This is a genomic window from Burkholderia sp. AU31652 (assembly GCF_002223155.1).
Taxonomy (GTDB): domain Bacteria; phylum Pseudomonadota; class Gammaproteobacteria; order Burkholderiales; family Burkholderiaceae; genus Burkholderia.
Genome location: NZ_NKFG01000004.1, coordinates 411,571 through 432,517, shown reverse-complemented (window position 1 = coordinate 432,517; position 20,947 = coordinate 411,571). Strand labels below are relative to the sequence as shown.

Below are 20,947 nucleotides of genomic sequence, written 5' to 3'. Positions count from 1 at the left end.
TCTTATCACTCTTTTGTGGGGCGGTCGGTGGCGCGGCGCGCTCAGACCTTCGTCAGCCAGTTCGCGTACTTCGCGTTCTTGCCCGACACGATATCGAAAAACGCCGACTGGAGCTTTTCCGTGACGGGGCCGCGCGCGCCGCTGCCGATCGTGCGGTTGTCGAGCTCGCGGATCGGCGTGACTTCAGCGGCCGTGCCGGTGAAGAACGCCTCGTCGGCCGTGTAGACCTCGTCGCGCGTGATGCGCTTCTCGATCACCTCGATGCCGGCGTCCTTCGCGAGCGTGATCACGGTATCGCGCGTGATGCCGTCGAGGCACGACGACAGGTCGGGCGTGTACAGCTTGCCGTTGTTCACCAGGAAGAAGTTCTCGCCGGAGCCTTCCGACACGTAGCCGTCGACGTCGAGCAGCAGCGCTTCGTCGTAGCCGTCGGCGGTGGCTTCCTGGTTCGCGAGGATCGAATTCACGTACCAGCCCGACGCCTTCGCGCGCACCATCGACACGTTCACGTGGTGGCGCGTGAACGACGACGTCTTCACGCGGATGCCCTTCGCGAGGCCTTCCTCGCCGAGGTACGCGCCCCACGGCCATGCGGCGATCGCGACGTGGATCGTGTTGCCCTTCGCGGCCACGCCGAGCTTTTCCGAGCCGACCCAGATGATCGGGCGCAGGTAGCACGACTCGAGCTGGTTCTCGCGCACGACTGCGAGTTGCGCGGCTTCAAGCGTTTCCCGGTCGAACGGCACGTCCATCTGGAAGATCTTCGCCGAATTCAGCAGACGTTTCGTGTGCTCGTACAGGCGGAAGATCGCGGTGCTGCCGTCGGCCGACTTGTACGCGCGCACGCCCTCGAAGACGCCCATGCCGTAGTGCAGCGTGTGGGTCAGGACGTGGATCTTGGCGTCGCGCCAGTCGATCAGCTTGCCGTCCATCCAGATCTTGCCGTCGCGGTCGGCCATTGACATAGATTTCTCCTGGGATGCGGTTGTATGCAGCGTTGAGCCGGAAAGACGCATATTTTAGCGTCATTTGAAGGCGATCCGGTCGGTCGGCGCGGGGCCGGCGCTATAATCGCCCGGTACCGATTCCAATAACGAAGGGTCGACCCGGCAGGAGGCGCCGGCGCCCCGACGAACCGCCCGCTGCGGCCCGCTTCCCATGCTCGCTCGATTGTCCGCCACCGACCGCTTCGCGCTGATCCAGGGCGCGCGCGACTATTCCCCGACGCTGATGGCGATTTTCTCGTGGGGGCTCGTCACCGGCATCGCGATGAGCAAGTCGGTCATGACCCTCTGGCAGGCGAGCGCGATGTCGCTGCTGGTCTACGCGGGCTCGTCGCAGCTCGCGGTGCTGCCGCTCCTCGCGGCGAAGCTGCCGATCTGGACCATCCTGCTCACGGCCGCGATGGTCAACACGCGCTTCGTGATCTTCAGCGCCGGGCTTGCTCCCCATTTTTCCTACCTGCCGCTGTGGCGGCGCCTCGCGATCGGCTATTTCAACGGCGACGTGATCTACCTGCTGTTCCAGAAACAGGGCTTCGCGTACGGCCACGTGCCCGGCAAGGAAGCGTATTTCTGGGGGATGGCGCTCGCGAGCTGGCTGTCGTGGCAGGTGTCGTCGCTCGCCGGCATCCTGCTCGCGAGCTTCTTTCCCGCGAGCTGGGGGCTGGAACTGGCCGGCACGCTCGCGCTGATCCCCATCATGGTGTCGGCGGTCGCGAACCGCTCGACGCTCGCGGCCGTCGCGGTCGCCGGTGTCGTGTCGCTCGTCGCGTTCGACCTGCCGTACCGGCTCGCGCTGCCGCTCGCGGTGCTCGCCGCGCTCGCGGCCGGCTGCACGGCCGATTTCTTCGTCGAGCGGGCCGACTGGCGGCGCATTCGCACCGAAACCGTGCACGAAAAGGAAATCGATTGACGTCCTCCGCCGCCTAAAGGGGGCGGATTCCCACAGCTGGCGATGCACGTCCGCATCGGAGAATGTTCAAAGCAGCGTTGGTATCTCGATCATGCACGACACCACAGCCATCGCAGGCCCACTCTCTTACTCGCAGTCCCGCGATACCTTTCGGCCGCGTCGTGCTGTCTTTCGACCCGCACGCCGAACAGGACTGGGTGGAACCGCTTTCGTCGATTTCCTCGAACGTGGCCCCGTGCGCGATCGCCTTGTAACGGAGCTTGTTTCGGAAGGACGACCAGGATGCGTCGTAGACGCTCTTCGCCATCCGGGTTGTGGCGAGTTTCGCGGGCGACACGTTGCCGACCACGATGTAATCGAAGCGCCGCACCAAATCGAGCGCCAACTTGTGCTGGAAATCAGCACGCGCATTCGCCACCTTGGCGTGCAATTTCGCGATATGTCGCTTGTGCTTTCGCGCTCGCTGGGCCTTTGCCAGCTTATCGGCCGCTCGCTGGCCGAACCGGTCGTTCGGCAGCTTCTCGCCCGTCGAAAGTGTGGCGAAGTCTTTCAGGCCGAGATCGATGCCGACGCCGGAACGGATCGGGCGGGCCTGAACATCTGGCATCTCGATCACGATGTTCAAGAACCAATTGCCGCGCGCATCCTGCGCAAAGTTGGTTCCGTCCTTGATCTTGCCTTCGGGAAGCGGTCGGCTGTTGAACACGCGAAAGGTGCTGCCGGCAAAGCGAAATGCGTCGCCTTCGCGCTTCAGGTCACGCCCCTTCAACGGCACCCAGCCAAGAGATTTCTTGCCGCGATAGCGCAAGTAAGGCCGACGGCGCTGATTGCGCGACTTCGCGTATTGCTCGCACGTTGCGTTGACCATGCCGGAGTGGATGCCGAGTATCTTGCTGCAGCCCGTCGTCAGTACGTTCAGATCGAAACCCGTCGGCCACCTCTTGTTCCACTTCAGGGCATGTTTCTGCGTGTCGTTGCAGAAGTTCCAGACATAGTTCACCGCACGGCTCTGCTTGTTGAGCAGTCCGTTGAGCGACTTCACCCGGTAGCGATAGACAAGAATCATGCCGGTGATCCTAGTCGATGGAAGAAGCTGCCTGTCAAGGGTATGTCTTTCTTGCCCGCCATCGATGGCAACATTTCAAGGAGTAGTTGATGAGCGCGACGGAAATCTGGATCGTCATCATCGGGATGACGATCGTCACGGCCGTGACGCGCGCGTTGTTCCTGATCGGCGGCGAACGCACCGTGCTGCCCGAGCGCGCGCAGCGCGCGATGCGCTACGCGCCGGCGGCGGCACTGGTCGCCGTCGTGCTGCCCGACGTGCTCGAAACGCCGGCCGGGTTGTCGTTCGCGTTGTCCAACCATCCGTTCTACGCGGCGCTCGCCGGCCTCGGCTGGTTTTTGTGGCGGCGCAGCATGCTCGGCACGATCGTCGTCGGGATGCTCGTATTCACCGTGCTGCGCCTGATCTTCTGATGGGCCGCCGTTCCGGCCCGCCGGGCGCCGGACGCTCGCGCGGGTGCATTGCTGCATTGCGGCAATGGGTCCGTTCCCGCGCGCGATCCCAAATAGGCGGAATTCGCCGCCCGCGGGTCAGTCTGCCGGGTGGATCGGCTAGAATGCCCGTTCGAGATTTTTTACCCGTGCGCGTCATGCGAACCGCCAGCCACGGCCGCATCCGGCGCCCTTTCGCGGCAGCCCGCGCACGTCCAGCGTGAACCCCCTTTCCCCATCCACTACTTCAATTTGTTCAACATGAGCCAAGTCAAGCGTCTTACCGACCTGATCGCCGCCGGCCAGCTCGCCGGCAAGCGGGTATTCATCCGTGCCGACCTGAACGTCCCGCAGGACGACCAGGGCAACATCACCGAAGACACGCGCGTGCGCGCGTCCGTGCCGGCCATCCAGGCCGCGCTCGACGCCGGCGCGGCCGTGATGGTCACGTCGCACCTCGGCCGCCCGACCGAGGGCGAATTCAAGCCGGAAGATTCGCTCGCGCCGGTCGCGAAGCGCCTCGCCGAGCTGCTCGGCCGTGACGTGCCGCTCGTGTCGAACTGGGTCGAGAACGGCGTGAACGTCGCGCCGGGCCAGGTCGTGCTGCTCGAGAACTGCCGCGTGAACAAGGGCGAGAAGAAGAATTCGGACGAGCTCGCGCAGAAGATGGCGAAGCTCTGCGACGTGTACGTGAACGACGCGTTCGGCACCGCGCACCGCGCGGAAGCGACCACCCACGGGATCGCGAAGTACGCGCCGGTCGCGTGCGCGGGCCCGCTGCTGGCTGCCGAACTCGACGCGCTCGGCAAGGCGCTGGGCAACCCGGCCCGCCCGCTGGTGGCGATCGTCGCCGGCTCGAAGGTGTCGACCAAGCTCACGATCCTGAAGTCGCTGGCCGGCAAGGTCGACCAGCTGATCGTCGGCGGCGGCATCGCGAACACGTTCATGCTCGCGGCCGGCCTGTCGATCGGCAAGTCGCTCGCGGAAGCCGACCTCGTCAACGAGGCGAAGGCGATCATCGACGAAGCGCGCGAGCGCGGCGCGTCGGTGCCGATCCCGACCGACGTCGTGACGGCCAAGGAATTCTCGCCGACGGCCGCGGCCACGGTGAAGCAGGTCGCCGACATCGAAGCGGACGACATGATCCTCGACATCGGCCCGGATACCGCCAAGGCGCTCGCGAGCCAGCTCGAGAAGGCCGGCACGATCGTGTGGAACGGCCCGGTCGGCGTGTTCGAGTTCGACCAGTTCGGCAACGGCACCAAGACGCTCGCGGAAGCGATCGCCAAATCGTCCGCGTTCTCGATCGCGGGCGGCGGCGACACGCTCGCGGCCATCGCGAAGTACGGCATCCATGACCAGGTCAGCTACATCTCGACGGGCGGCGGCGCCTTCCTCGAGTTCCTCGAGGGGAAGAAGCTGCCGGCAGTGGAAGTGCTGGAAACGCGGGCGGCCTGAGCGTGGCGGCGCGCGCAGGGGTGACGAAGGCCGCGCGCTCCGCGAAAGCGGAGCCGACGGCCGGCGCGGGCAAGCGCAAACGCGCGCCCGCGCGGGCGAACACCGCCCCGCGCGCACCGGCGGCCGCCGGCGACGCGGCCGAGCAGCACCACGAGATTCAGAACAAAGCGATGCCGGGCGCAAGCACCGGCACGCCCCCCGGAGCGGCGGCCGCTGGGCCTGCCGCTTCCGGCTCTCGCAGCGTTTCACCCAGCGCATCCACCTTGATCCAGATGAGGAGTTTCATGCAGCGCGCCACCAAGATAGTCGCCACGATCGGCCCGGCTTCCAGTTCGCCGGAGATTCTGCTGCAGATGATGCAGGCGGGCCTCGACGTCGTGCGGCTCAATTTTTCGCACGGCACGGCCGACGATCACCGCCAGCGCGCCGAGATGGTGCGCGAGGCCGCCCGCAAGGTCGGCCGCGAGATCGCGATCATGGCCGACCTCCAGGGCCCGAAGATCCGCGTCGGCAAGTTCGAGAACGGCAAGACGACGCTCGAGCCGGGCCAGGCCTTCATCCTCGACGCGGGCTGCGAGCTGGGCAACGACGAGCGCGTCGGGCTCGACTACAAGGAGCTGCCGCGTGACCTGCGCACGGGCGACCTGCTGCTGCTGAACGACGGCCTGATCGTGCTGACCGTCGAGCGCGTGCTCGGCGACGAGATCCACACGATCGTCAAGGTGGGCGGCGAGCTGTCGAACAACAAGGGCATCAACCGCCAGGGCGGCGGGCTGTCGGCGCCCGCGCTGACCGCGAAGGACATGGAAGACATCCGCACCGCGATGTCGCTCGGCGCGGACCTGGTGGCGGTGTCGTTCCCGAAGAACGCGACCGACATGGAAATGGCGCGCCAGCTCGCGAACATCGCGGGCGCGCCGTACGGCATCAAGCCGAAGATGATCGCGAAGATCGAGCGTGCGGAAGCGATTCCGGCGCTGCAAAGCATTCTCGACGCGTCCGACGGCATCATGGTCGCGCGCGGCGACCTCGCGGTGGAAGTGGGCAACGCGGCCGTGCCGGCGCTGCAGAAACGGATGATCCGGATGGCGCGCGAGTCGAACAAGCTCGTGATCACCGCGACGCAGATGATGGAATCGATGATCCACGCGCCGGTGCCGACCCGCGCGGAAGTGTCGGACGTCGCGAACGCGGTGCTCGACGGCACCGACGCGGTGATGCTGTCCGCCGAGACGGCCGCCGGCAAGTATCCGGTCGTCACGATCGAGACGATGGCGGCCGTGTGCGTCGAGGCGGAAAAGTCGGAAGAAGTCGAGCTGGACAAGGATTTCCTCGACCGCACGTTCACGCGGATCGACCAGTCGATCGCGATGGGCGCGCTGTTCACCGCGTACCACCTGGGGGCGAAGGCGATCATCGCGCTGACCGAATCGGGCGCGACCGCACTGTGGATGTCGCGTCACTACACGCACGTGCCGATCTTCGCGCTGACGCCGCGCGTCGGCAGCGAGCGCACGATGGCGCTGTACCGCAACGTGACGCCGCTGCACGTCGACTTCAACAGCGACCGCGACTCGGCGTTGCAGGCGGCGCTCGAGATCGTCGTCAAGCAGGGCTACGTGCAGCACGGCGACATGGTCGTGCTGACCGTCGGCGAGCCGATGGGGCAGGCGGGCGGCACCAACACGCTGAAGATCGTGCGGGTTGGCGAGCACTATTGAGCGCCCGCTGAATCTCGGGTCGGCCTGCAGGCCGACCGCCCGGGTCGGCTGAAAAATCGATCCGGCACCGTTTTTCGCGCGAAAGCCGCGTGGGGTCGAAGCCCCGCGCGGCTTTTTTTCTCATTTTTGCCCGCATTGTGCCGTGCGAACGTAACAAATTGCGAGTCGGCGCCACCGGGCGGTCGGAATCGGAGGCGCTTCGCGATAAAATGCGGCTATTCGACGCTCAGCCGCGCCGCGCCACCCCGGGTTCGACCGGGAGCGAGCGCCGCGCCGGCGTCAGGGCGCACCGGTTTTCATTCCATGGAGTTCCACAATGCCTCTCGTATCAATGCGTCAATTGCTGGACCACGCGGCAGAGCACGGTTACGGCCTGCCGGCCTTCAACGTGAACAACCTGGAACAGGTCCAGGCGATCATGGCGGCGGCGGACCAGGTCGGCGCGCCCGTGATCATGCAGGCATCGGCCGGCGCGCGTAAGTACGCGGGCGAGCCGTTCCTGCGCCACCTGATCGAAGCAGCGGTCGAGTCGTACCCGCACATCCCGGTCGTGATGCACCAGGATCACGGCCAGTCGCCGGCAGTCTGCATGGCCGCGATCCGCAGCGGCTTCACCAGCGTGATGATGGACGGTTCGCTGGAAGCCGACGGCAAGACGGTCGCATCGTACGAGTACAACGTCGACGTGTCGCGCAAGGTCGTCGAGATGGCGCACTCGATCGGCGTGACGGTCGAAGCCGAGCTCGGCGTGCTCGGCTCGCTCGAGACGATGAAGGGCGACAAGGAAGACGGCCACGGCGCGGAAGGCACGATGACCCGCGAGCAGCTGCTGACCGATCCGGAGCAGGCCGCCGACTTCGTGAAGCTCACGCAGTGCGATGCGCTCGCGATCGCGATCGGCACGTCGCACGGCGCGTACAAGTTCTCGAAGAAGCCGACGGGCGACATCCTGTCGATCCAGCGCATCAAGGAAATCCACGCGCGCATCCCGAACACCCACCTGGTGATGCACGGTTCGTCGTCGGTGCCGCAGGAACTGCTGGCCGAGATCCGCGAATTCGGCGGCGACATGAAGGAAACCTACGGCGTGCCGGTCGAGGAAATCCAGGAAGGCATCAAGCACGGCGTGCGCAAGATCAACATCGACACCGACCTGCGTCTGGCGATCACCGGTGCGATCCGCCGCTACCTGTTCGAGAACCCGGGCAAGTTCGATCCGCGCGACTACCTGAAGCCCGCGCGCGAAGCGGCGAAGCAGGTCTGCGTCGATCGCTACCTCGCGTTCGGCTGCGAAGGCCAGGCCGGCAAGATCAAGCCGGTGGCGCTCGACAAGATCGCCGAGCAGTACAAGTCCGGCGCGCTCGCACAGGTCGTGCGCTGAGACTGTAGTACGATTGCCGCGCCCGATGTGGGCAACGGCAAGGCTGTCCGGCCGGATCTGATCCGGCCCCGCAGCCGCTCCGTCCGGCCGAACGAGGGCCGGCCGGCAACCGCCCGGGCACCGTCGCCCGGCCGGTTCGCCGACGTATTGCAAGACCGCCGTTCCCGCCTGCCGCGGGGAACGGCGTTTCCCTTTTTGTTTGGCTCCTTATCTGCGAAAAGACGATGTCTACCCTCTACGAATCCACGCTCCGCTCGCTGCCGCTCCTCGGTCGCGGCAAGGTCCGCGATAACTACGCGGTCGGCAACGACAAGCTCCTGATCGTCACGACCGATCGCCTGTCGGCATTCGACGTGGTGATGGGCGAGCCGATTCCGAACAAGGGCCGCGTGCTGAACCAGATGGCGAACTTCTGGTTCGACAAGCTCGCGCACATCGTGCCGAACCACCTGACGGGCGACGCGCCGGAAACGGTTGTCGCCGCCGACGAGGTCGAGCAGGTGAAGGGCCGCGGCGTGGTCGTCAAGCGCCTCGAGCCGATCATGATCGAAGCGGTCGTGCGCGGCTACCTGGCCGGCAGCGGCTGGAAGGAATACCAGGCGTCGGGCGCCGTGTGCGGCGTGCAGCTGCCGGAAGGCCTGCAGAACGCGCAGAAGCTGCCCGAGCCGATCTTCACGCCGGCCGCGAAGGCCGAGATGGGCGAGCACGACGAGAACATCACGTTCGAGGAAACCGAGCGCCGCATCGGCACCGAGCTGGCCGCGACGATCCGCGACATCTCGATCAAGCTGTACAAGGAAGCGGCCGACTACGCGGCCACGCGCGGCATCATCATCGCCGACACGAAGTTCGAATTCGGCCTCGACAACCACGGCCAGCTGTACCTGATGGACGAAGTGCTGACCGCCGATTCGTCGCGCTTCTGGCCGGCCGACCAGTACGAAGTCGGCACGAACCCGCCGTCGTTCGACAAGCAGTTCGTGCGCGACTGGCTCGAGGCGCAGCCGTGGGGCAAGACGGCGCCGGCGCCGGCACTGCCGGCCGACGTCGTCGAGAAGACGGCCGCGAAGTACCAGGAAGCGCTCGAGCGCATCACGGGCCAGTCGCTGGCCTGATCGGGGAACGGAACACATGAGCGAAGTTCAGACTGCCCACACGCACAGCGCGCCGCTCGTCGGCGTGCTGATGGGTTCGAGTTCCGACTGGGACGTGATGAAGCATGCGGTCGCCATCCTGCAGGAATTCGGCGTGCCGTACGAAGCGAAGGTCGTGTCCGCGCACCGGATGCCCGACGAGATGTTCGACTATGCGGAGAAGGCGCGCGAGCGCGGGCTGCGCGCGATCATCGCGGGCGCCGGCGGCGCCGCGCACCTGCCCGGCATGCTGGCCGCGAAGACCACGGTGCCGGTGCTCGGCGTGCCGGTCGCGAGCAAGTACCTGAAGGGGGTCGATTCGCTGCACTCGATCGTGCAGATGCCGAAGGGCGTGCCCGTCGCGACGTTCGCGATCGGCGAGGCCGGCGCTGCAAATGCCGCGCTGTTCGCGGTGTCGATCCTGTCCGGCAATTCGGTCGACTATGCGAACCGCCTCGCCGCGTTCCGCGTGCGCCAGAACGAAGCCGCGCACGCGATGGTGCTGCCGCCGCTGGAATGACGGCGCACCGGCGGCCGCCCGGCCATTCGAGCGGCTGCCTGACCTCCCCACTTGCGGCGGGCAGCGCCCGCCGCGACCGACCACTGACATGACCGCAACTCCTGATTCCGTTTCCCCGATCCTGCCCGGCGCGTGGCTTGGCATGGTCGGCGGTGGCCAGCTCGGCCGCATGTTCTGCTTTGCCGCCCAGTCGATGGGCTATCGCGTCGCCGTGCTCGATCCCGATCCGACGAGCCCCGCCGGCGCGGTCGCCGACCGCCACCTGCGCGCGGCCTACGACGACGAAGCCGCGCTCGCCGAACTGGCCGACCTGTGCGACGCGGTATCGACGGAGTTCGAGAACGTGCCGGCTGCAAGCCTCGATTTCCTCGCGCGCACGACGTTCGTTGCACCGGCCGGCCGCTGTGTCGCGGTCGCGCAGGACCGGATCGCGGAGAAGCGCTTCATCGAAGCGTCGGGCGTGCCCGTCGCGCCGCACGTCGTGATCGAATCGTCGGCGGCGCTCGCCGCGCTCGACGATGCCGCGCTCGACGCGGTGCTGCCGGGCATCCTGAAGACGGCGCGCCTTGGGTACGACGGCAAGGGCCAGGTGCGCGTGAGCACCGCGCAGGAAGTGCGCGACGCGCATGCGGCGCTGAACGGCGTGCCGTGCGTGCTCGAAAAGCGCCTGCCGCTGAAATACGAAGTGTCGGCGCTGATCGCGCGCGGCGCGGACGGCCGCTCGGCCGCGTTCCCGCTCGCGCAGAATGCGCACCACAACGGCATCCTCGCGCTGACGGTCGTGCCCGCGCCGGCCGCCGATGCCGCGCGTGTCGAAGCGGCGCAGCAGGCCGCCGTGCGGATCGCCGATACGCTCGGCTACGTCGGCGTGCTGTGCGTCGAATTCTTCGTGCTGGAAGACGGTTCGTTCGTCGCGAACGAGATGGCGCCGCGCCCGCACAATTCCGGCCACTACACGGTCGATGCGTGCGCAACGAGCCAGTTCGAGCAGCAGGTGCGTGCCATGACGCGCATGCCGCTCGGCAACCCGCGCCAGCATTCGCCGGCCGCGATGCTGAACATCCTCGGCGACGTGTGGTTCCCGAACGGTGCGGCGGCCGATGCCGTCACGCCGCCGTGGGACACGGTCGCGGCGATGCCGACCGCGCACCTGCACCTGTACGGCAAGGAAGACGCGCGCGTCGGCCGCAAGATGGGCCACGTGAACTTCACGGCCGCAACGCGCGACGAAGCCGTTGCCGCGGCCACCGCGTGCGCGCAGCTGCTGCGCGTGCCGCTCGACTGAGACGCCAGCCGATGTCCATCGATCTCCCGAACGCCGTGACGGCTGCTCAGATCGACGCGGCCGCCGCGTTGCTCGACGCGGGCCAGCTCGTCGCGTTTCCGACCGAAACCGTCTACGGGCTCGGCGGCGATGCGGCGAATCCCGAGGCCGTCGCGCGCATCTACGCGGCGAAGGGGCGGCCCGCGAATCATCCGGTGATCGTGCATCTGCCGCCGGGCGGCGATCCCGGCTACTGGGCCGACGATCTGCCGGCCGACGCGCAGGCGTTGATCGATGCGTTCTGGCCGGGCCCGCTGACGCTGATCCTGAAGCGCCACGCGCGCATCCCGGACGCCGTGAGCGGCGGCCAGGATTCGGTCGGGCTGCGCTGCCCGTCGCATCCGGTCGCACAGGCGCTGCTGGCCGCGTTCAGCGCGCGGCGCGGCGGGCATGGCGGCGTGGCTGCGCCGTCCGCGAACCGGTTCGGCCATGTGAGCCCGACCACCGCGCAGCACGTACGCGACGAATTCGGCGACACCGTGCACGTGCTCGACGGCGGCGCATCGGAAGTCGGTATCGAATCCACGATTCTGGACCTGTCGCGCGGCTTCCCGGCGCTGCTGCGCCCGGGCCACGTGACGCCGCAGCAAATCGCCGCCGTGCTCGGTCGCGCACCGCAACTGCCGGACGGCAGCGACGCGACCGCGCCGCGCGCGTCGGGCACGCTGAAGGCGCATTACGCGCCGCGCACGCCGCTCGCGCTGCTGCCGTTCGACGCGCTCGAGCCGCTGCTCGCGGCCGCGCAGACCGACGGCGAGCGTGTCGCGCTCGTCGCACGCGCATCGCGCGCGGGACGCTGGGCGCAGGCCGACGGCGTGCATTTCGTCGCGGCGCCGGAAGATCCGCAGGCGTATGCGCGCGACCTGTACGGGATGCTGCGTGCGCTCGACCGCGCGCAGGTGGCGCGGATTCTCGTCGAGAAGCTGCCCGAGACCGTCGAATGGATCGCGGTCAACGATCGCCTCGGCCGCGCGGCCGCCGCGTTCGAAGCGCGCGACTGATACCCGTCGCGGTTCACGAATGAAAAAACGCCCGACCGGCAAACCGGTCGGGCGTTTTCGTTTGGGCGCGTGGCCGGCGGCTTACTTGCCGACGCCCGAGGCCGCGATCTTCGACTGCGCGAACTGCGCGAACAGCGCATGCAGGCGCGTCGTCGGGTGGACCGTGTCGGCGAACATGTAGGTTTGATCCGCGTTCGCGACCGTGTAGGTCTGCGGCGAGCAGAACAGCGACGAGCCGAATGCGGTTGCGTTCGCGACGCCGTACTGGGTGGCAGCCTGGACCATCGCCTTCAGGTTACAGGCGGTGTCGGTGTTCGACACGGCGAAGCCGTTCGCCTTGTAGTTCGCGAGGATGCCGTCCTGCCACGTGAACGTGTCGAGCAGCACGTACTTGGTCGTGTCGACCTTGAGTGCCTGCAGCGTCGCGGCGAGCGTGCCGTTGAACAGCATCGACAGTTGCGTGAGGGTCGTCTGCGAGCCGCCCTGGAGCGCGAGCGGCGTGCCGCCGATATCCGGCACGTTCGACACGAACACGTGCGTCGCGCCGGCGGCGACGATCTGCTGCACGATGCCCGCGAGCTGTTGCGCGGCGGCGCCGATGTTCTGCTGCAGCTGCGTCGGCGTGATCGCGCCGGCCTGCAGCGCCGCGACCTGGTAGAAGATGTCGTTCGCGCCGCCGTTCAGCAGCACGATCTGGCCGGCGTTGAAGCTGCCGTGCTGCGACACGTATTGCTTGACCTGGTCGGCGATCGGCGTCGTGGTCGCTTGTGCGTAATCGGAATTCGGCACGCTGGCGTCCGCGTGGCCGATGCCCGGCTGCTGCGTCACGCGCGAGCCGCCCTGTGCGTAGCCGAGGCCGCCGGTGGCCTGCAGCGGAATGCCGAAACCGCCCTGGTTCGCGGGCTGCAGCGTGTCGCCGTAGTACTGCGCGACGTTCTGCGTCCACACCTGGCCCGGGTTGGTCGTGAAGCGGCCGCCGCCGAAGCCGAGCTTGATCTGCGAGTAGGTGCCCGCGTCGGACAGGCTGTCGCCGAACGACACGACCTGCATTTTCACGCCCGACGGCGGCGTGTTCGATGCGCTGTTGTTGTTGTCGTCACCACCGCCGCCGCACGCGGCGAGCAGCACGAGCGCGGCGCCGGCGATCGCGAGTTGCGCGGTGCGCAGCATGCGCTGACGGGTGCGGGCGGGTGCGTGTTGTTGTGTCTGCATCGTTCGATCTCCTCGTAGATATGGCCTGATGTGTTTCTCATCTGCCGCGTGCCTGCTCGGTTCCGGGCTGCGCGGCGGCCGTTGGCTGAAACGGTTTATTGGTCTCGCGCGGCCGCAAGCGGCATGGTGCGCGGATCGGGGTTCGCGGCCTCGGCAATCTGCGCATGATAAGCGCTCGCCCATTCGGGCGGGCCGAAAATCGCGCGCAGCTTGTTGCGCCAGCCGCCGACGCGCAACGCGTCGCCGGCCATCGACACCCACTCGTGGAACGTCGCGACGAGCGGGTTGTTCGAGCCTAGCCGCTCGACGATCCCGTACTGCGGCGGATCGTCGGGCGTTTCCTCGACATAGCTGCCGAACAGGCGATCCCAGATCACCAGGACGCCTGCGTAATTGCGGTCGATGTAGCGCGGGTTGCGCGCATGGTGCGCGCGGTGGATCGACGGCGTGTTCAGCACGTATTCGAGCCAGCCGAGCTTGCCGATCGCCTGCGTATGCACGAAGAACTGGAACGCGAGGTTGATCAGCACGATGCCGACGACCTGTTGCGGCGGAAAACCGGCGAACGCGAGCGGCAGCCAGAACACCCACATTCCCGCGACCGGGTACATCAGGCTCTGGCGGAACGCGGTCGAGAAATTCATCCGCTCGGACGAGTGGTGCACGACGTGCGCGGCCCACAGCCAGCGCACGCGATGGCTCGCGCGATGAAAGACGTAGTAGAGGAAATCCTGCGCGACGAACAGCACCGCGAACGACAGCCAGCCGTCATGCCACGTGAACAGGCGATAGTGCTGGTAGCAGTACGCATAGACGGGGATCACGAACAGCCACGCGATCTTGTCGGCGCCCTGGTGCATCAGCGCGAGCGCCGCGTTGCACAGCGTGTCGCGCCACGCATAGACAGCGTCGTGCGCACGGGTGCGGGCGAGGTGCCAGGCCTCCCACGCGATGCAGAGCAGGAAGACGGGCGCCAGCGCGAGCAGAAGCAATTCGACGTCGAATCGCATGGGCGTGTCTCCTTCTTTCCCCTGCAAGCCTTGAGGCCGGGCGTGTGGCCCGTTGTAGATATCGGTCAGGCCAACAGCCTACGCAATCGCCAGGCGCTAGGCGAGGGGGCAGCGTAGAGGGTTCCCTCTGAGGACAGGGTTTGTACGGAAGCCGCGCGGCACGGGGGCGGGCGGTATGGCCCTGTTTTGCGGACGTGGGTGGCGCGCGATATGTCGTGCGCGGGTGGCGGCGGGTGTTTCAAACCGGAGAGGGCGGGATTGGGTGTGCGCAGGCGCCGGCAGGCGGCCCCGGCGGCGCGTCAGGGCGACCCGCTGCGCGGTGCCGCCCCGATGCCGAGGCGGGCCGACACGCGCAGGCAGCAGGCCACCGGCGCGCCGTATGTCGCGGCGTGCGGCAACGTCAGTGCGCGCCGGCGTAGATCCACTCGAGCAGCGAGTCGTGCGCGGCGCGTGCGGCTTCCGCGTGATCGTTGTTGATGAAGCTCACGACGATGTAGCTCTGGCCGTCCGCACCGGCGACGTAGCCGGCGATCGCGCGCACGTCGCGCAGCGTGCCGGTTTTGATGTGCGCGTTGCCGAGCACGCCGGCGTTGGTGAGGCGGTTCTTCATCGTGCCGTCGATACCGGCGATCGGCAGCGAATCGACGAACGCCTGCGCGACCGGGCTCGCGTTCGCGGCCTGCAGCAGCGCGGCGAGCGACAGCGCGCTCACATGTTCTTCGCGCGACAGGCCCGAGCCGTTCTCGAGCACGAGGTCGGGCATCGCGATGCCGTTCTTCTGCAGGAACGCCTGGATCACGCGGCTCGACTGCTCGGGCGTCGCGGGCGGCTTGCCGCTGACCGCGCCGATCGTCAGGAACAGGTTGCGCGCCATCACGTTGTTGCTGAACTTGTTGATGTCGTAGACGATGCTGCCGAGCACCGGGCTGTGATGCACGGCGAGGGGCCGCGCGGCGCTCGGCACCTTGCCCTCGCTCACGGGCCCGGCGATCGTGCCGCCGTCCTGCTGCCACAGCGCGAGGAAGCCGCGCGCGAAGAACGTCGTGTGATCGAGGATCGCGAGGTTGGTCGTGTGCGCACCGCAGCGCAGCGGGTAGTCGCCCGCGAACGAGGCGGTCATGATCCCGCCGCCGGCCGTCAGCGTCGGGCGCGCGGCCGCGGCGGCCGCGCTGCACGAGCCTGAGCCTTCGACCAGCTGGTTGTCGATCGACAGGTCCGCGAGCGGCGGCAGCACGTCGACGGCCACCTTGCCGTCGTCGCCCGGCGTGACCGTGAACGACACGGCCTTGAATGCGTACAGCAGTGGATCGGGGCCGACGTTGTACGGCGCGCTCGCATCGTCGTCGAACGAAGGGAGATCGCGCGTCGAGGTCGCGAAGTAGCTCTTGTCGAGCACGAGGCCGCCGGCCACGCGCTTGACGCCGGCCTTGCGGAGCTTGTCGACGAGATCGATCAGCTCTTCGGGCACGAGCTTCGGATCGCCGGTGCCCTTGATGTACAGGTTGCCCTGCAGCGTGCCGTCCGGGTCGATCGTGCCGTCCGTGTAGGCGGTCGTGCGCCAGCGGTAGTCGGGACCGAGGATCGACAGCCCCGAGAAGGTCGTCACGAGCTTCATCGTCGAGGCGGGCATCATCGGCCGGCTCGCATTCCACGCGATCAGCGGCTCCGGATCGCCGACGCGCTCGACGACGACGCTCATCGCCGACGCCGGCACCTTCGCGCGCTGCAGCGCGACGAGCACGGACGCCGGCAGGCCGGCCGCGCGCGCGGCCGGCGACACGACGGTCGTCTTGCGTGCTTCCTTGTGGGATTTCTTGCGGGCCTGCGCGGGCGGCGCGAAGGCGAGGGCCGTGCAGGTGGCGACGATGGCGGCCGCCTTCAGGCAGACGCGGGCGCGGGGGGCGAACCGGGTGGAAAGATCGGAAATCGGCATGAGCGAATACGGGGGAAGCACGACGTTCGGGCAGGGCGCGCGCGGCGCCAAAGCGCACATTGTAGAGACAAGTCCGGACAGCCCCCTTGCAATCCGCCTTTCTGTTGCATTGCACGGTGCCGCGCGCCCGGTTCGCGGCGCTACAATGGTCGGCGTGTTTGACTCGCCCCATGGATGCCTGTCCCGATGCGGATTCTGCTTGTCGAAGATGATCGAATGATTGCCGAAGGCGTGCGCAAGGCGCTGCGCTCGGACGGCTTTGCGGTCGACTGGGTGCAGGACGGCGACGCCGCGCTGACGGCGCTCGGCGGCGAGACGTACGACCTGCTGCTGCTTGATCTCGGCCTGCCGAAGCGCGACGGCATCGACGTGCTGCGCACGCTGCGCGCACGCGGGCTGGCGCTGCCGGTGCTGATCGTCACCGCGCGCGACGCGGTGGCCGATCGCGTGAAGGGGCTCGACGCGGGCGCCGACGACTACCTCGTCAAGCCGTTCGACCTCGATGAGCTGGGCGCGCGGATGCGCGCGCTGATCCGCCGCCAGGCCGGGCGCAGCGAATCGCTGATCCGCCACGGCGCGCTGACGCTCGATCCCGCTTCGCACCAGGTGACGCTCGACGGCGCGCCCGTCGCGCTGTCCGCGCGCGAGTTCGCGCTGCTCGAGGCGCTGCTCGCGCGGCCGGGCGCGGTGCTGTCGAAGAGCCAGCTCGAGGAGAAGATGTACGGCTGGGGCGAGGAGATCGGCAGCAACACGGTCGAGGTCTACATCCACGCGCTGCGCAAGAAGCTCGGCTCGGACCTGATCCGCAACGTGCGCGGGCTCGGCTACATGGTCGTCAAGGAAAGCTGACGCGTGAGGTCGATTCGTCATCAATTGCTGATCTGGCTGCTCGCGATCGTCGTCGCGGGCGTGGGCCTCGCGGGCTGGCTCATCTACCGGCAGGCGCTCGCCGAAGCGAACGAACTGTTCGACTACCAGTTGCAGGAAATCGCCGCGGCCTTGCCGTCCGAGCCGTTCTCGCAGGTGTTCGGTTCGCGCACCAACGGCGACGAAGGCATCGTGATCCAGATCTGGAACCGCAACGGCGTGCTGATGTACTTCTCGCATCCGCGTGCGCCGATCGCGCCGCGCGCGGAGCTCGGCTTCTCGACCGAACGCACCGATCGCGGCGAATGGCGCGTGTACGGCGCGATCGTCGGCGACAACGTCGTGCAGCTCGCGCAGCCGCTGTCGGTGCGCAACCGGCTCGCGGCGAACGTCGCGCTGCGCACGCTGTGGCCGCTGATCGTGCTGTTGCCGTTCCTCGGCGCGGCCGTGTGGGTGATCGTCGGACGCGGGCTCGCGCCGCTCGGTCGCGTGACGCGCGCGGTCGAGGCGCGCCGGCCGGAAGCGCTCGACGCGCTGCCCGATGCGCGCCTGCCGCTCGAGGTGCAGCCGCTCGTCCGCGCGCTGAACGGCCTGCTCGCGCGGCTGGCGGCCGCCCTCGACACGCAGAAGGCCTTCGTGGCCGATGCCGCGCACGAACTGCGTACACCGCTCGCGGCCGTGCAGATCCAGGCGCAGCTCGTCGCCCGTGCGAAGGACGACGCGTCACGCCGCGAGGCGATCGCCGATCTCCAGGATGGCGTGTCGCGTGCGACGCGCCTCACCGAGCAACTGCTTGCGCTCGCCCGCGCCGAACCGGATGGCGCGACGATGCGCGAGCCGGTCGACCTGCAGGCACTGCTCGCCGAATGCGTGGCCGCGCTTGCGCCGCTCGCGCAACGGCACGACATCGATCTGGGCTTCGAGGAGACGCGCGCGGCGAGCGTGGTCGCGGACGTCGGCGCGCTGCGCGTGATGTTCGGCAACCTGCTCGACAACGCGGTGAAGTACACGCCGGACGGCGGCCGCATCGACGTATCGCTGACCCGCGACGCGGCCGGCCGCGCGTGCGTGCAGATCGGCGACAGCGGGCCCGGCATTCCGGCCGACGAGCGCGAACGCGTGTTCGACCGCTTCTACCGCGACAGCTCCGCGCGGGCGCGCACCGACGTGTCGGGCAGCGGGCTCGGGCTCGCGATCGTCAAGCGCGTGGCCGCGCAGCAGGGTGCGACGGTGTCGCTCGGCGACGCGGCCGCGGGCGGCCTGCTCGTCAGCGTCGTGTTCCGCGATGCCGAGATGCCGGCCGAGGCGCCGCAGCCGTCCGAATCCGTGTGAAGCACGCCCCCGCGCGGGCGCCGGCAGCCGCTTAAGCCCCGCTTAAGGCTGATTAAGCCTCCTTTAAGTCAGGGTCGTTACGCTGCGTCCTAACAAAGAGGAGGTCCTACGATGAACACCCGATTCCTTGCGCGCGGCGCCGTCGCGGTCGCCGTGGCGGCCGCCCTGTCCGCCGGCTATGTCGCCGGCACCCGCCGCGCCGATCCGCAGATCATCACGCCCGCGCAGGCCGCCGCATTGATGCCGGCCGAAGCGGCCGCGAAGACCGGCATCCCCGATTTCTCCGGGCTCGTCGAGACCTACGGCCCGGCGGTCGTGAACATCAGCGCGAAGCACGTCGTGAAGCAGGTGTCGCGGCGCGTGCCGCAGCCGCAGCTGCCGATCGATCCGAGCGACCCGTTCTACCAGTTCTTCAAGCACTTCTACGGCCAGGTGCCGGGCATGGGCGGCGACGCGCAGCCGGACGACCAGCCGAGCGCGAGCCTCGGTTCCGGGTTCGTCATCAGCTCCGACGGGTACATCCTCACCAATGCGCACGTGATCGACGGCGCGAACGTCGTCACGGTCAAGCTGACCGACAAGCGCGAATACAAGGCGAAGGTCGTCGGCTCCGACAAGCAGTCCGACGTCGCGGTGCTGAAGATCGACGCGAGCGGCCTGCCGACCGTGAAGATCGGTGACCCGGCGCAGAGCAAGGTCGGCCAGTGGGTCGTCGCGATCGGTTCGCCGTACGGCTTCGACAACACGGTCACGTCGGGCATCATCAGCGCGAAGTCGCGCGCGCTGCCGGACGAGAATTACACGCCGTTCATCCAGACCGACGTGCCGGTGAACCCCGGCAACTCGGGCGGCCCGCTGTTCAACCTGCAGGGCGAGGTGATCGGCATCAACTCGATGATCTACTCGCAGACGGGCGGCTTCCAGGGCCTGTCGTTCGCGATCCCGATCAACGAGGCGATCAAGGTGAAGGACGAGCTCGTGAAGACGGGCCACGTGAGCCGTGGCCGCCTCGGCGTTGCCGTGCAAGGGCTGAACCAGACGCTCGCGAGCTCGTTCGGACTGCAGAAGCCGGACGGCGCGCTCGTCAGCTCGGTCGATGCCAACGGCCCGGCCGCGAAGGCCGGCCTGCAGCCGGGTGACGTGATCCTGGCGGTCAACGGCTCGCCGGTCGCCGATTCGACGTCGCTGCCCGCGCAGATCGCGAACCTGAAGCCGGGTTCGAAGGCCGACCTGCAGATCTGGCGCGACAAGTCGAAGAAGTCGATCAGCGTGACGCTCGGCGCGATGGCCGACGCGAAGCTCGCGTCGAACGACGGCGGGCCGGTCGAGCAGGGGCGCCTGGGCGTCGCGGTGCGTCCGCTGTCGCCGCAGGAGCGCAGTGCCGCCAACCTGTCGCATGGCCTGATCGTGCAGCAGGCCGGCGGGCCGGCCGCCAACGCGGGCATCCAGCCCGGCGACGTGATCCTCGCGGTCAATGGCCGCCCGGTCACGAGCCCCGAGCAGTTGCGCGACGCGGTCAAGGGGGCGGGCAACAGTCTTGCTCTGCTGATCCAGCGCGATGATGCACAGATCTTCGTGCCGGTCGACCTGAGCTGACCGGCCACGGCCGATGGCCGGCCAGGCCGGCCGCGGCGGGCGCCGCCGCCGTACTGAAGGTGTGACGCGGCGCCCTGTATGTGTTCCGACCCCAAGGAGAGAGCCATGCAATATCTACGCAACGTGTCCCGATTTGCCGTCGCCGCGGCGCTGGCCGCCGGCCTCGCAGCCGGAGCGACCGGCGCGTACGCGCAGTCGGACGGCTTGCCCGCCGCGCGCCAGCAGGGCGACGTCACCTTCGTGTCCGGCGGCGTCGGGCTGGACGAATCGACGGCGTTCCAGCGCAGCGAGCCGAGTTGGCCGCTGGCGCTGCGGTTCACCGGCAAGGGCGGTGAGTTCCTGGCCGACGTCCATGTGCGGATCGTCGACGGCAAGGGTACCGAAGTGCTGAAGACCGACGCGCGCGGGCCGTACATGCTCGTGAAGGTGCCGCCGGGCCGCTATACGGTGCAGGCGTCGTACCAGGGCAACGAGGAATCCCGCGCCGTCACGGTCGGCGCGAAGGGCGGCGCGAAAGCCGCCTTCCAGTGGAGCGCGCAGTAGCCCGCCGCGCGCGGCCCCGGCCGGGGTTGCGCATTCGGCTGCGGTTTCGCCCATAATGAAAGCCACGGCACCCGTGCCGTGGCTTTTTCGTTTCCTGAGTCCGGCCTGGCCGGGCCGCCCCAAGGAGAAACGATGTCCGACGCAGCCGACCCTCGTCTCGAAATCGTGCCGAACCGCCATCGCGTGCGCGTGATCCATCGCGGCATCACGTACGCCGATTCGCACGGCGCGCTGACCGTGCGCGAAGCGGGGCTGCCGGACACCCACTACCTGCCGCGCCGCGACGTCAACATGCGCCGGCTCGTGAAGTCGGGCGTCACGTCGGCCTGTCCGTTCAGGGGCGAGGCCGTGCACTTCGACTTGCAGACCGAAGACGGCGTGATCGAGAACGCCGCATGGAGTTATGAGGAACCGAAGGCGGCTGCGCTGGCGCTCGCGCACTACGTTGCCTTCGACGCTGCACGGATCGACAGTCTCGTCGAGACGTCATGATGCGGCGCGTGTT

The 20,947-nt window shown here is 68.1% G+C and carries 20 protein-coding genes; 14 read left to right on the top strand and 6 right to left on the bottom strand.

Features of this window, described 5'->3' with window-relative positions:
* Nucleotides 1-41 precede the first annotated feature (41 nt).
* Entirely contained in the window at nt 42-965 is a 924-nt protein-coding gene (locus CFB40_RS14385; protein ID WP_089426240.1) for a branched-chain amino acid transaminase, read from the bottom strand.
* Between the two features lie 193 nt (nt 966-1,158).
* Here CFB40_RS14385 and CFB40_RS14380 point away from each other — a divergent pair, with 193 nt between their 5' ends.
* Nucleotides 1,159-1,914: an AzlC family ABC transporter permease gene (locus tag CFB40_RS14380; protein ID WP_089426239.1), complete on the top strand. Its 756-nt coding sequence runs from the start codon at nt 1,159-1,161 to the stop codon at nt 1,912-1,914.
* A gap of 13 nt (nt 1,915-1,927) precedes the next feature.
* Here the strand turns inward: CFB40_RS14380 and CFB40_RS14375 are convergent, their stop codons facing one another.
* Nucleotides 1,928-2,980: an RNA-guided endonuclease InsQ/TnpB family protein gene (locus CFB40_RS14375; protein ID WP_089431645.1), complete on the bottom strand. Its 1,053-nt coding sequence runs from the start codon at nt 2,978-2,980 to the stop codon at nt 1,928-1,930.
* Nucleotides 2,981-3,069: 89 nt separating this feature from the next.
* Here CFB40_RS14375 and CFB40_RS14370 point away from each other — a divergent pair, with 89 nt between their 5' ends.
* Both CFB40_RS14370 and CFB40_RS14365 read left to right on the top strand, forming a co-directional pair.
* Nucleotides 3,070-3,393: an AzlD domain-containing protein gene (locus CFB40_RS14370; RefSeq protein WP_089426237.1), complete on the top strand. Its 324-nt coding sequence runs from the start codon at nt 3,070-3,072 to the stop codon at nt 3,391-3,393.
* Nucleotides 3,394-3,672: 279 nt separating this feature from the next.
* Nucleotides 3,673-4,869, top strand: coding sequence for a phosphoglycerate kinase (locus CFB40_RS14365; protein WP_069257480.1), 1,197 nt, complete (start codon nt 3,673-3,675; stop codon nt 4,867-4,869).
* A 157-nt stretch (nt 4,870-5,026) separates the two neighbouring features.
* On the opposite strand, the gene CFB40_RS39080 is transcribed toward CFB40_RS14365, so the two are convergent.
* On the bottom strand, nt 5,027-5,155 hold the full coding sequence (locus tag CFB40_RS39080) for a hypothetical protein (RefSeq protein WP_256093618.1): 129 nt from the start codon (nt 5,153-5,155) through the stop codon (nt 5,027-5,029).
* Between CFB40_RS39080 and pyk the strand changes: the two genes are divergently transcribed.
* From pyk to CFB40_RS14335, 6 genes are all read left to right on the top strand, one after another.
* Nucleotides 5,154-6,590, top strand: coding sequence for a pyruvate kinase (pyk, locus tag CFB40_RS14360; protein WP_039360687.1), 1,437 nt, complete (start codon nt 5,154-5,156; stop codon nt 6,588-6,590). The genes CFB40_RS39080 and pyk overlap by 2 nt on opposite strands.
* 316 nt (nt 6,591-6,906) lie before the next feature.
* Nucleotides 6,907-7,971: a class II fructose-bisphosphate aldolase gene (gene fba, locus CFB40_RS14355; RefSeq protein WP_034189083.1), complete on the top strand. Its 1,065-nt coding sequence runs from the start codon at nt 6,907-6,909 to the stop codon at nt 7,969-7,971.
* Nucleotides 7,972-8,195: 224 nt separating this feature from the next.
* Complete coding sequence (locus tag CFB40_RS14350; RefSeq protein WP_089426236.1) at nt 8,196-9,086, top strand: phosphoribosylaminoimidazolesuccinocarboxamide synthase; 891 nt, start codon at nt 8,196-8,198, stop codon at nt 9,084-9,086.
* A 16-nt stretch (nt 9,087-9,102) separates the two neighbouring features.
* On the top strand, nt 9,103-9,624 hold the full coding sequence (purE, locus tag CFB40_RS14345; protein ID WP_039360624.1) for a 5-(carboxyamino)imidazole ribonucleotide mutase: 522 nt from the start codon (nt 9,103-9,105) through the stop codon (nt 9,622-9,624).
* A gap of 88 nt (nt 9,625-9,712) precedes the next feature.
* Complete coding sequence (locus tag CFB40_RS14340; protein WP_089431644.1) at nt 9,713-10,909, top strand: 5-(carboxyamino)imidazole ribonucleotide synthase; 1,197 nt, start codon at nt 9,713-9,715, stop codon at nt 10,907-10,909.
* Nucleotides 10,910-10,920: 11 nt separating this feature from the next.
* Nucleotides 10,921-11,949: an L-threonylcarbamoyladenylate synthase gene (locus CFB40_RS14335; protein ID WP_089426234.1), complete on the top strand. Its 1,029-nt coding sequence runs from the start codon at nt 10,921-10,923 to the stop codon at nt 11,947-11,949.
* Between the two features lie 81 nt (nt 11,950-12,030).
* Here CFB40_RS14335 and CFB40_RS14330 read toward each other — a convergent pair whose 3' ends face one another.
* The 3 genes from CFB40_RS14330 to dacB all read right to left on the bottom strand — a co-directional run bounded on the left by CFB40_RS14330 (nt 12,031) and on the right by dacB (nt 16,104).
* Nucleotides 12,031-13,161, bottom strand: coding sequence for an SGNH/GDSL hydrolase family protein (locus CFB40_RS14330; protein WP_089431643.1), 1,131 nt, complete (start codon nt 13,159-13,161; stop codon nt 12,031-12,033).
* A 95-nt stretch (nt 13,162-13,256) separates the two neighbouring features.
* On the bottom strand, nt 13,257-14,171 hold the full coding sequence (locus tag CFB40_RS14325) for a sterol desaturase family protein (RefSeq protein WP_089431642.1): 915 nt from the start codon (nt 14,169-14,171) through the stop codon (nt 13,257-13,259).
* Between the two features lie 400 nt (nt 14,172-14,571).
* A complete protein-coding gene (gene dacB, locus CFB40_RS14320) occupies nt 14,572-16,104 on the bottom strand; it encodes a D-alanyl-D-alanine carboxypeptidase/D-alanyl-D-alanine endopeptidase (RefSeq protein ID WP_089426231.1) in 1,533 nt (510 codons plus the stop codon).
* Between the two features lie 186 nt (nt 16,105-16,290).
* Between dacB and CFB40_RS14315 the strand changes: the two genes are divergently transcribed.
* The 5 genes from CFB40_RS14315 to CFB40_RS14295 all read left to right on the top strand — a co-directional run bounded on the left by CFB40_RS14315 (nt 16,291) and on the right by CFB40_RS14295 (nt 20,934).
* Complete coding sequence (locus CFB40_RS14315; protein ID WP_021164091.1) at nt 16,291-16,953, top strand: response regulator; 663 nt, start codon at nt 16,291-16,293, stop codon at nt 16,951-16,953.
* Nucleotides 16,954-16,956: 3 nt separating this feature from the next.
* A complete protein-coding gene (locus CFB40_RS14310) occupies nt 16,957-18,303 on the top strand; it encodes an ATP-binding protein (protein WP_089431641.1) in 1,347 nt (448 codons plus the stop codon).
* A 111-nt stretch (nt 18,304-18,414) separates the two neighbouring features.
* Entirely contained in the window at nt 18,415-19,899 is a 1,485-nt protein-coding gene (locus CFB40_RS14305; RefSeq protein ID WP_089431640.1) for a DegQ family serine endoprotease, read from the top strand.
* A gap of 105 nt (nt 19,900-20,004) precedes the next feature.
* Nucleotides 20,005-20,442 (top strand): carboxypeptidase-like regulatory domain-containing protein, encoded by a 438-nt coding sequence (locus tag CFB40_RS14300; protein WP_089426228.1) that lies wholly within the window; start codon nt 20,005-20,007, stop codon nt 20,440-20,442.
* 132 nt (nt 20,443-20,574) lie between these two features.
* Entirely contained in the window at nt 20,575-20,934 is a 360-nt protein-coding gene (locus CFB40_RS14295) for a DUF427 domain-containing protein (RefSeq protein ID WP_089426227.1), read from the top strand.
* The last annotated feature ends 13 nt before the right edge of the window (nt 20,935-20,947 follow it).

What these genes read in the sequence shown, in the direction of transcription:
- CFB40_RS14315 (WP_021164091.1), top strand. Translation starts at nt 16,291, where the DNA reads ATGCGGATTCTGCTTGTCGAAGATGATCGAATGATTGCCGAAGGCGTG.
- CFB40_RS39080 (WP_256093618.1), bottom strand. Translation starts at nt 5,155, where the DNA reads ATGAAACTCCTCATCTGGATCAAGGTGGATGCGCTGGGTGAAACGCTG.
- CFB40_RS14295 (WP_089426227.1), top strand. Translation starts at nt 20,575, where the DNA reads ATGTCCGACGCAGCCGACCCTCGTCTCGAAATCGTGCCGAACCGCCAT.
- CFB40_RS14340 (WP_089431644.1), top strand. Translation starts at nt 9,713, where the DNA reads ATGACCGCAACTCCTGATTCCGTTTCCCCGATCCTGCCCGGCGCGTGG.
- fba (WP_034189083.1), top strand. Translation starts at nt 6,907, where the DNA reads ATGCCTCTCGTATCAATGCGTCAATTGCTGGACCACGCGGCAGAGCAC.
- CFB40_RS14380 (WP_089426239.1), top strand. Translation starts at nt 1,159, where the DNA reads ATGCTCGCTCGATTGTCCGCCACCGACCGCTTCGCGCTGATCCAGGGC.
- CFB40_RS14375 (WP_089431645.1), bottom strand. Translation starts at nt 2,980, where the DNA reads ATGATTCTTGTCTATCGCTACCGGGTGAAGTCGCTCAACGGACTGCTC.
- CFB40_RS14305 (WP_089431640.1), top strand. Translation starts at nt 18,415, where the DNA reads ATGAACACCCGATTCCTTGCGCGCGGCGCCGTCGCGGTCGCCGTGGCG.
- CFB40_RS14325 (WP_089431642.1), bottom strand. Translation starts at nt 14,171, where the DNA reads ATGCGATTCGACGTCGAATTGCTTCTGCTCGCGCTGGCGCCCGTCTTC.
- CFB40_RS14370 (WP_089426237.1), top strand. Translation starts at nt 3,070, where the DNA reads ATGAGCGCGACGGAAATCTGGATCGTCATCATCGGGATGACGATCGTC.
- CFB40_RS14365 (WP_069257480.1), top strand. Translation starts at nt 3,673, where the DNA reads ATGAGCCAAGTCAAGCGTCTTACCGACCTGATCGCCGCCGGCCAGCTC.
- CFB40_RS14350 (WP_089426236.1), top strand. Translation starts at nt 8,196, where the DNA reads ATGTCTACCCTCTACGAATCCACGCTCCGCTCGCTGCCGCTCCTCGGT.
- CFB40_RS14335 (WP_089426234.1), top strand. Translation starts at nt 10,921, where the DNA reads ATGTCCATCGATCTCCCGAACGCCGTGACGGCTGCTCAGATCGACGCG.
- dacB (WP_089426231.1), bottom strand. Translation starts at nt 16,104, where the DNA reads ATGCCGATTTCCGATCTTTCCACCCGGTTCGCCCCCCGCGCCCGCGTC.
- purE (WP_039360624.1), top strand. Translation starts at nt 9,103, where the DNA reads ATGAGCGAAGTTCAGACTGCCCACACGCACAGCGCGCCGCTCGTCGGC.
- CFB40_RS14385 (WP_089426240.1), bottom strand. Translation starts at nt 965, where the DNA reads ATGTCAATGGCCGACCGCGACGGCAAGATCTGGATGGACGGCAAGCTG.
- pyk (WP_039360687.1), top strand. Translation starts at nt 5,154, where the DNA reads ATGCAGCGCGCCACCAAGATAGTCGCCACGATCGGCCCGGCTTCCAGT.
- CFB40_RS14330 (WP_089431643.1), bottom strand. Translation starts at nt 13,161, where the DNA reads ATGCAGACACAACAACACGCACCCGCCCGCACCCGTCAGCGCATGCTG.
- CFB40_RS14300 (WP_089426228.1), top strand. Translation starts at nt 20,005, where the DNA reads ATGCAATATCTACGCAACGTGTCCCGATTTGCCGTCGCCGCGGCGCTG.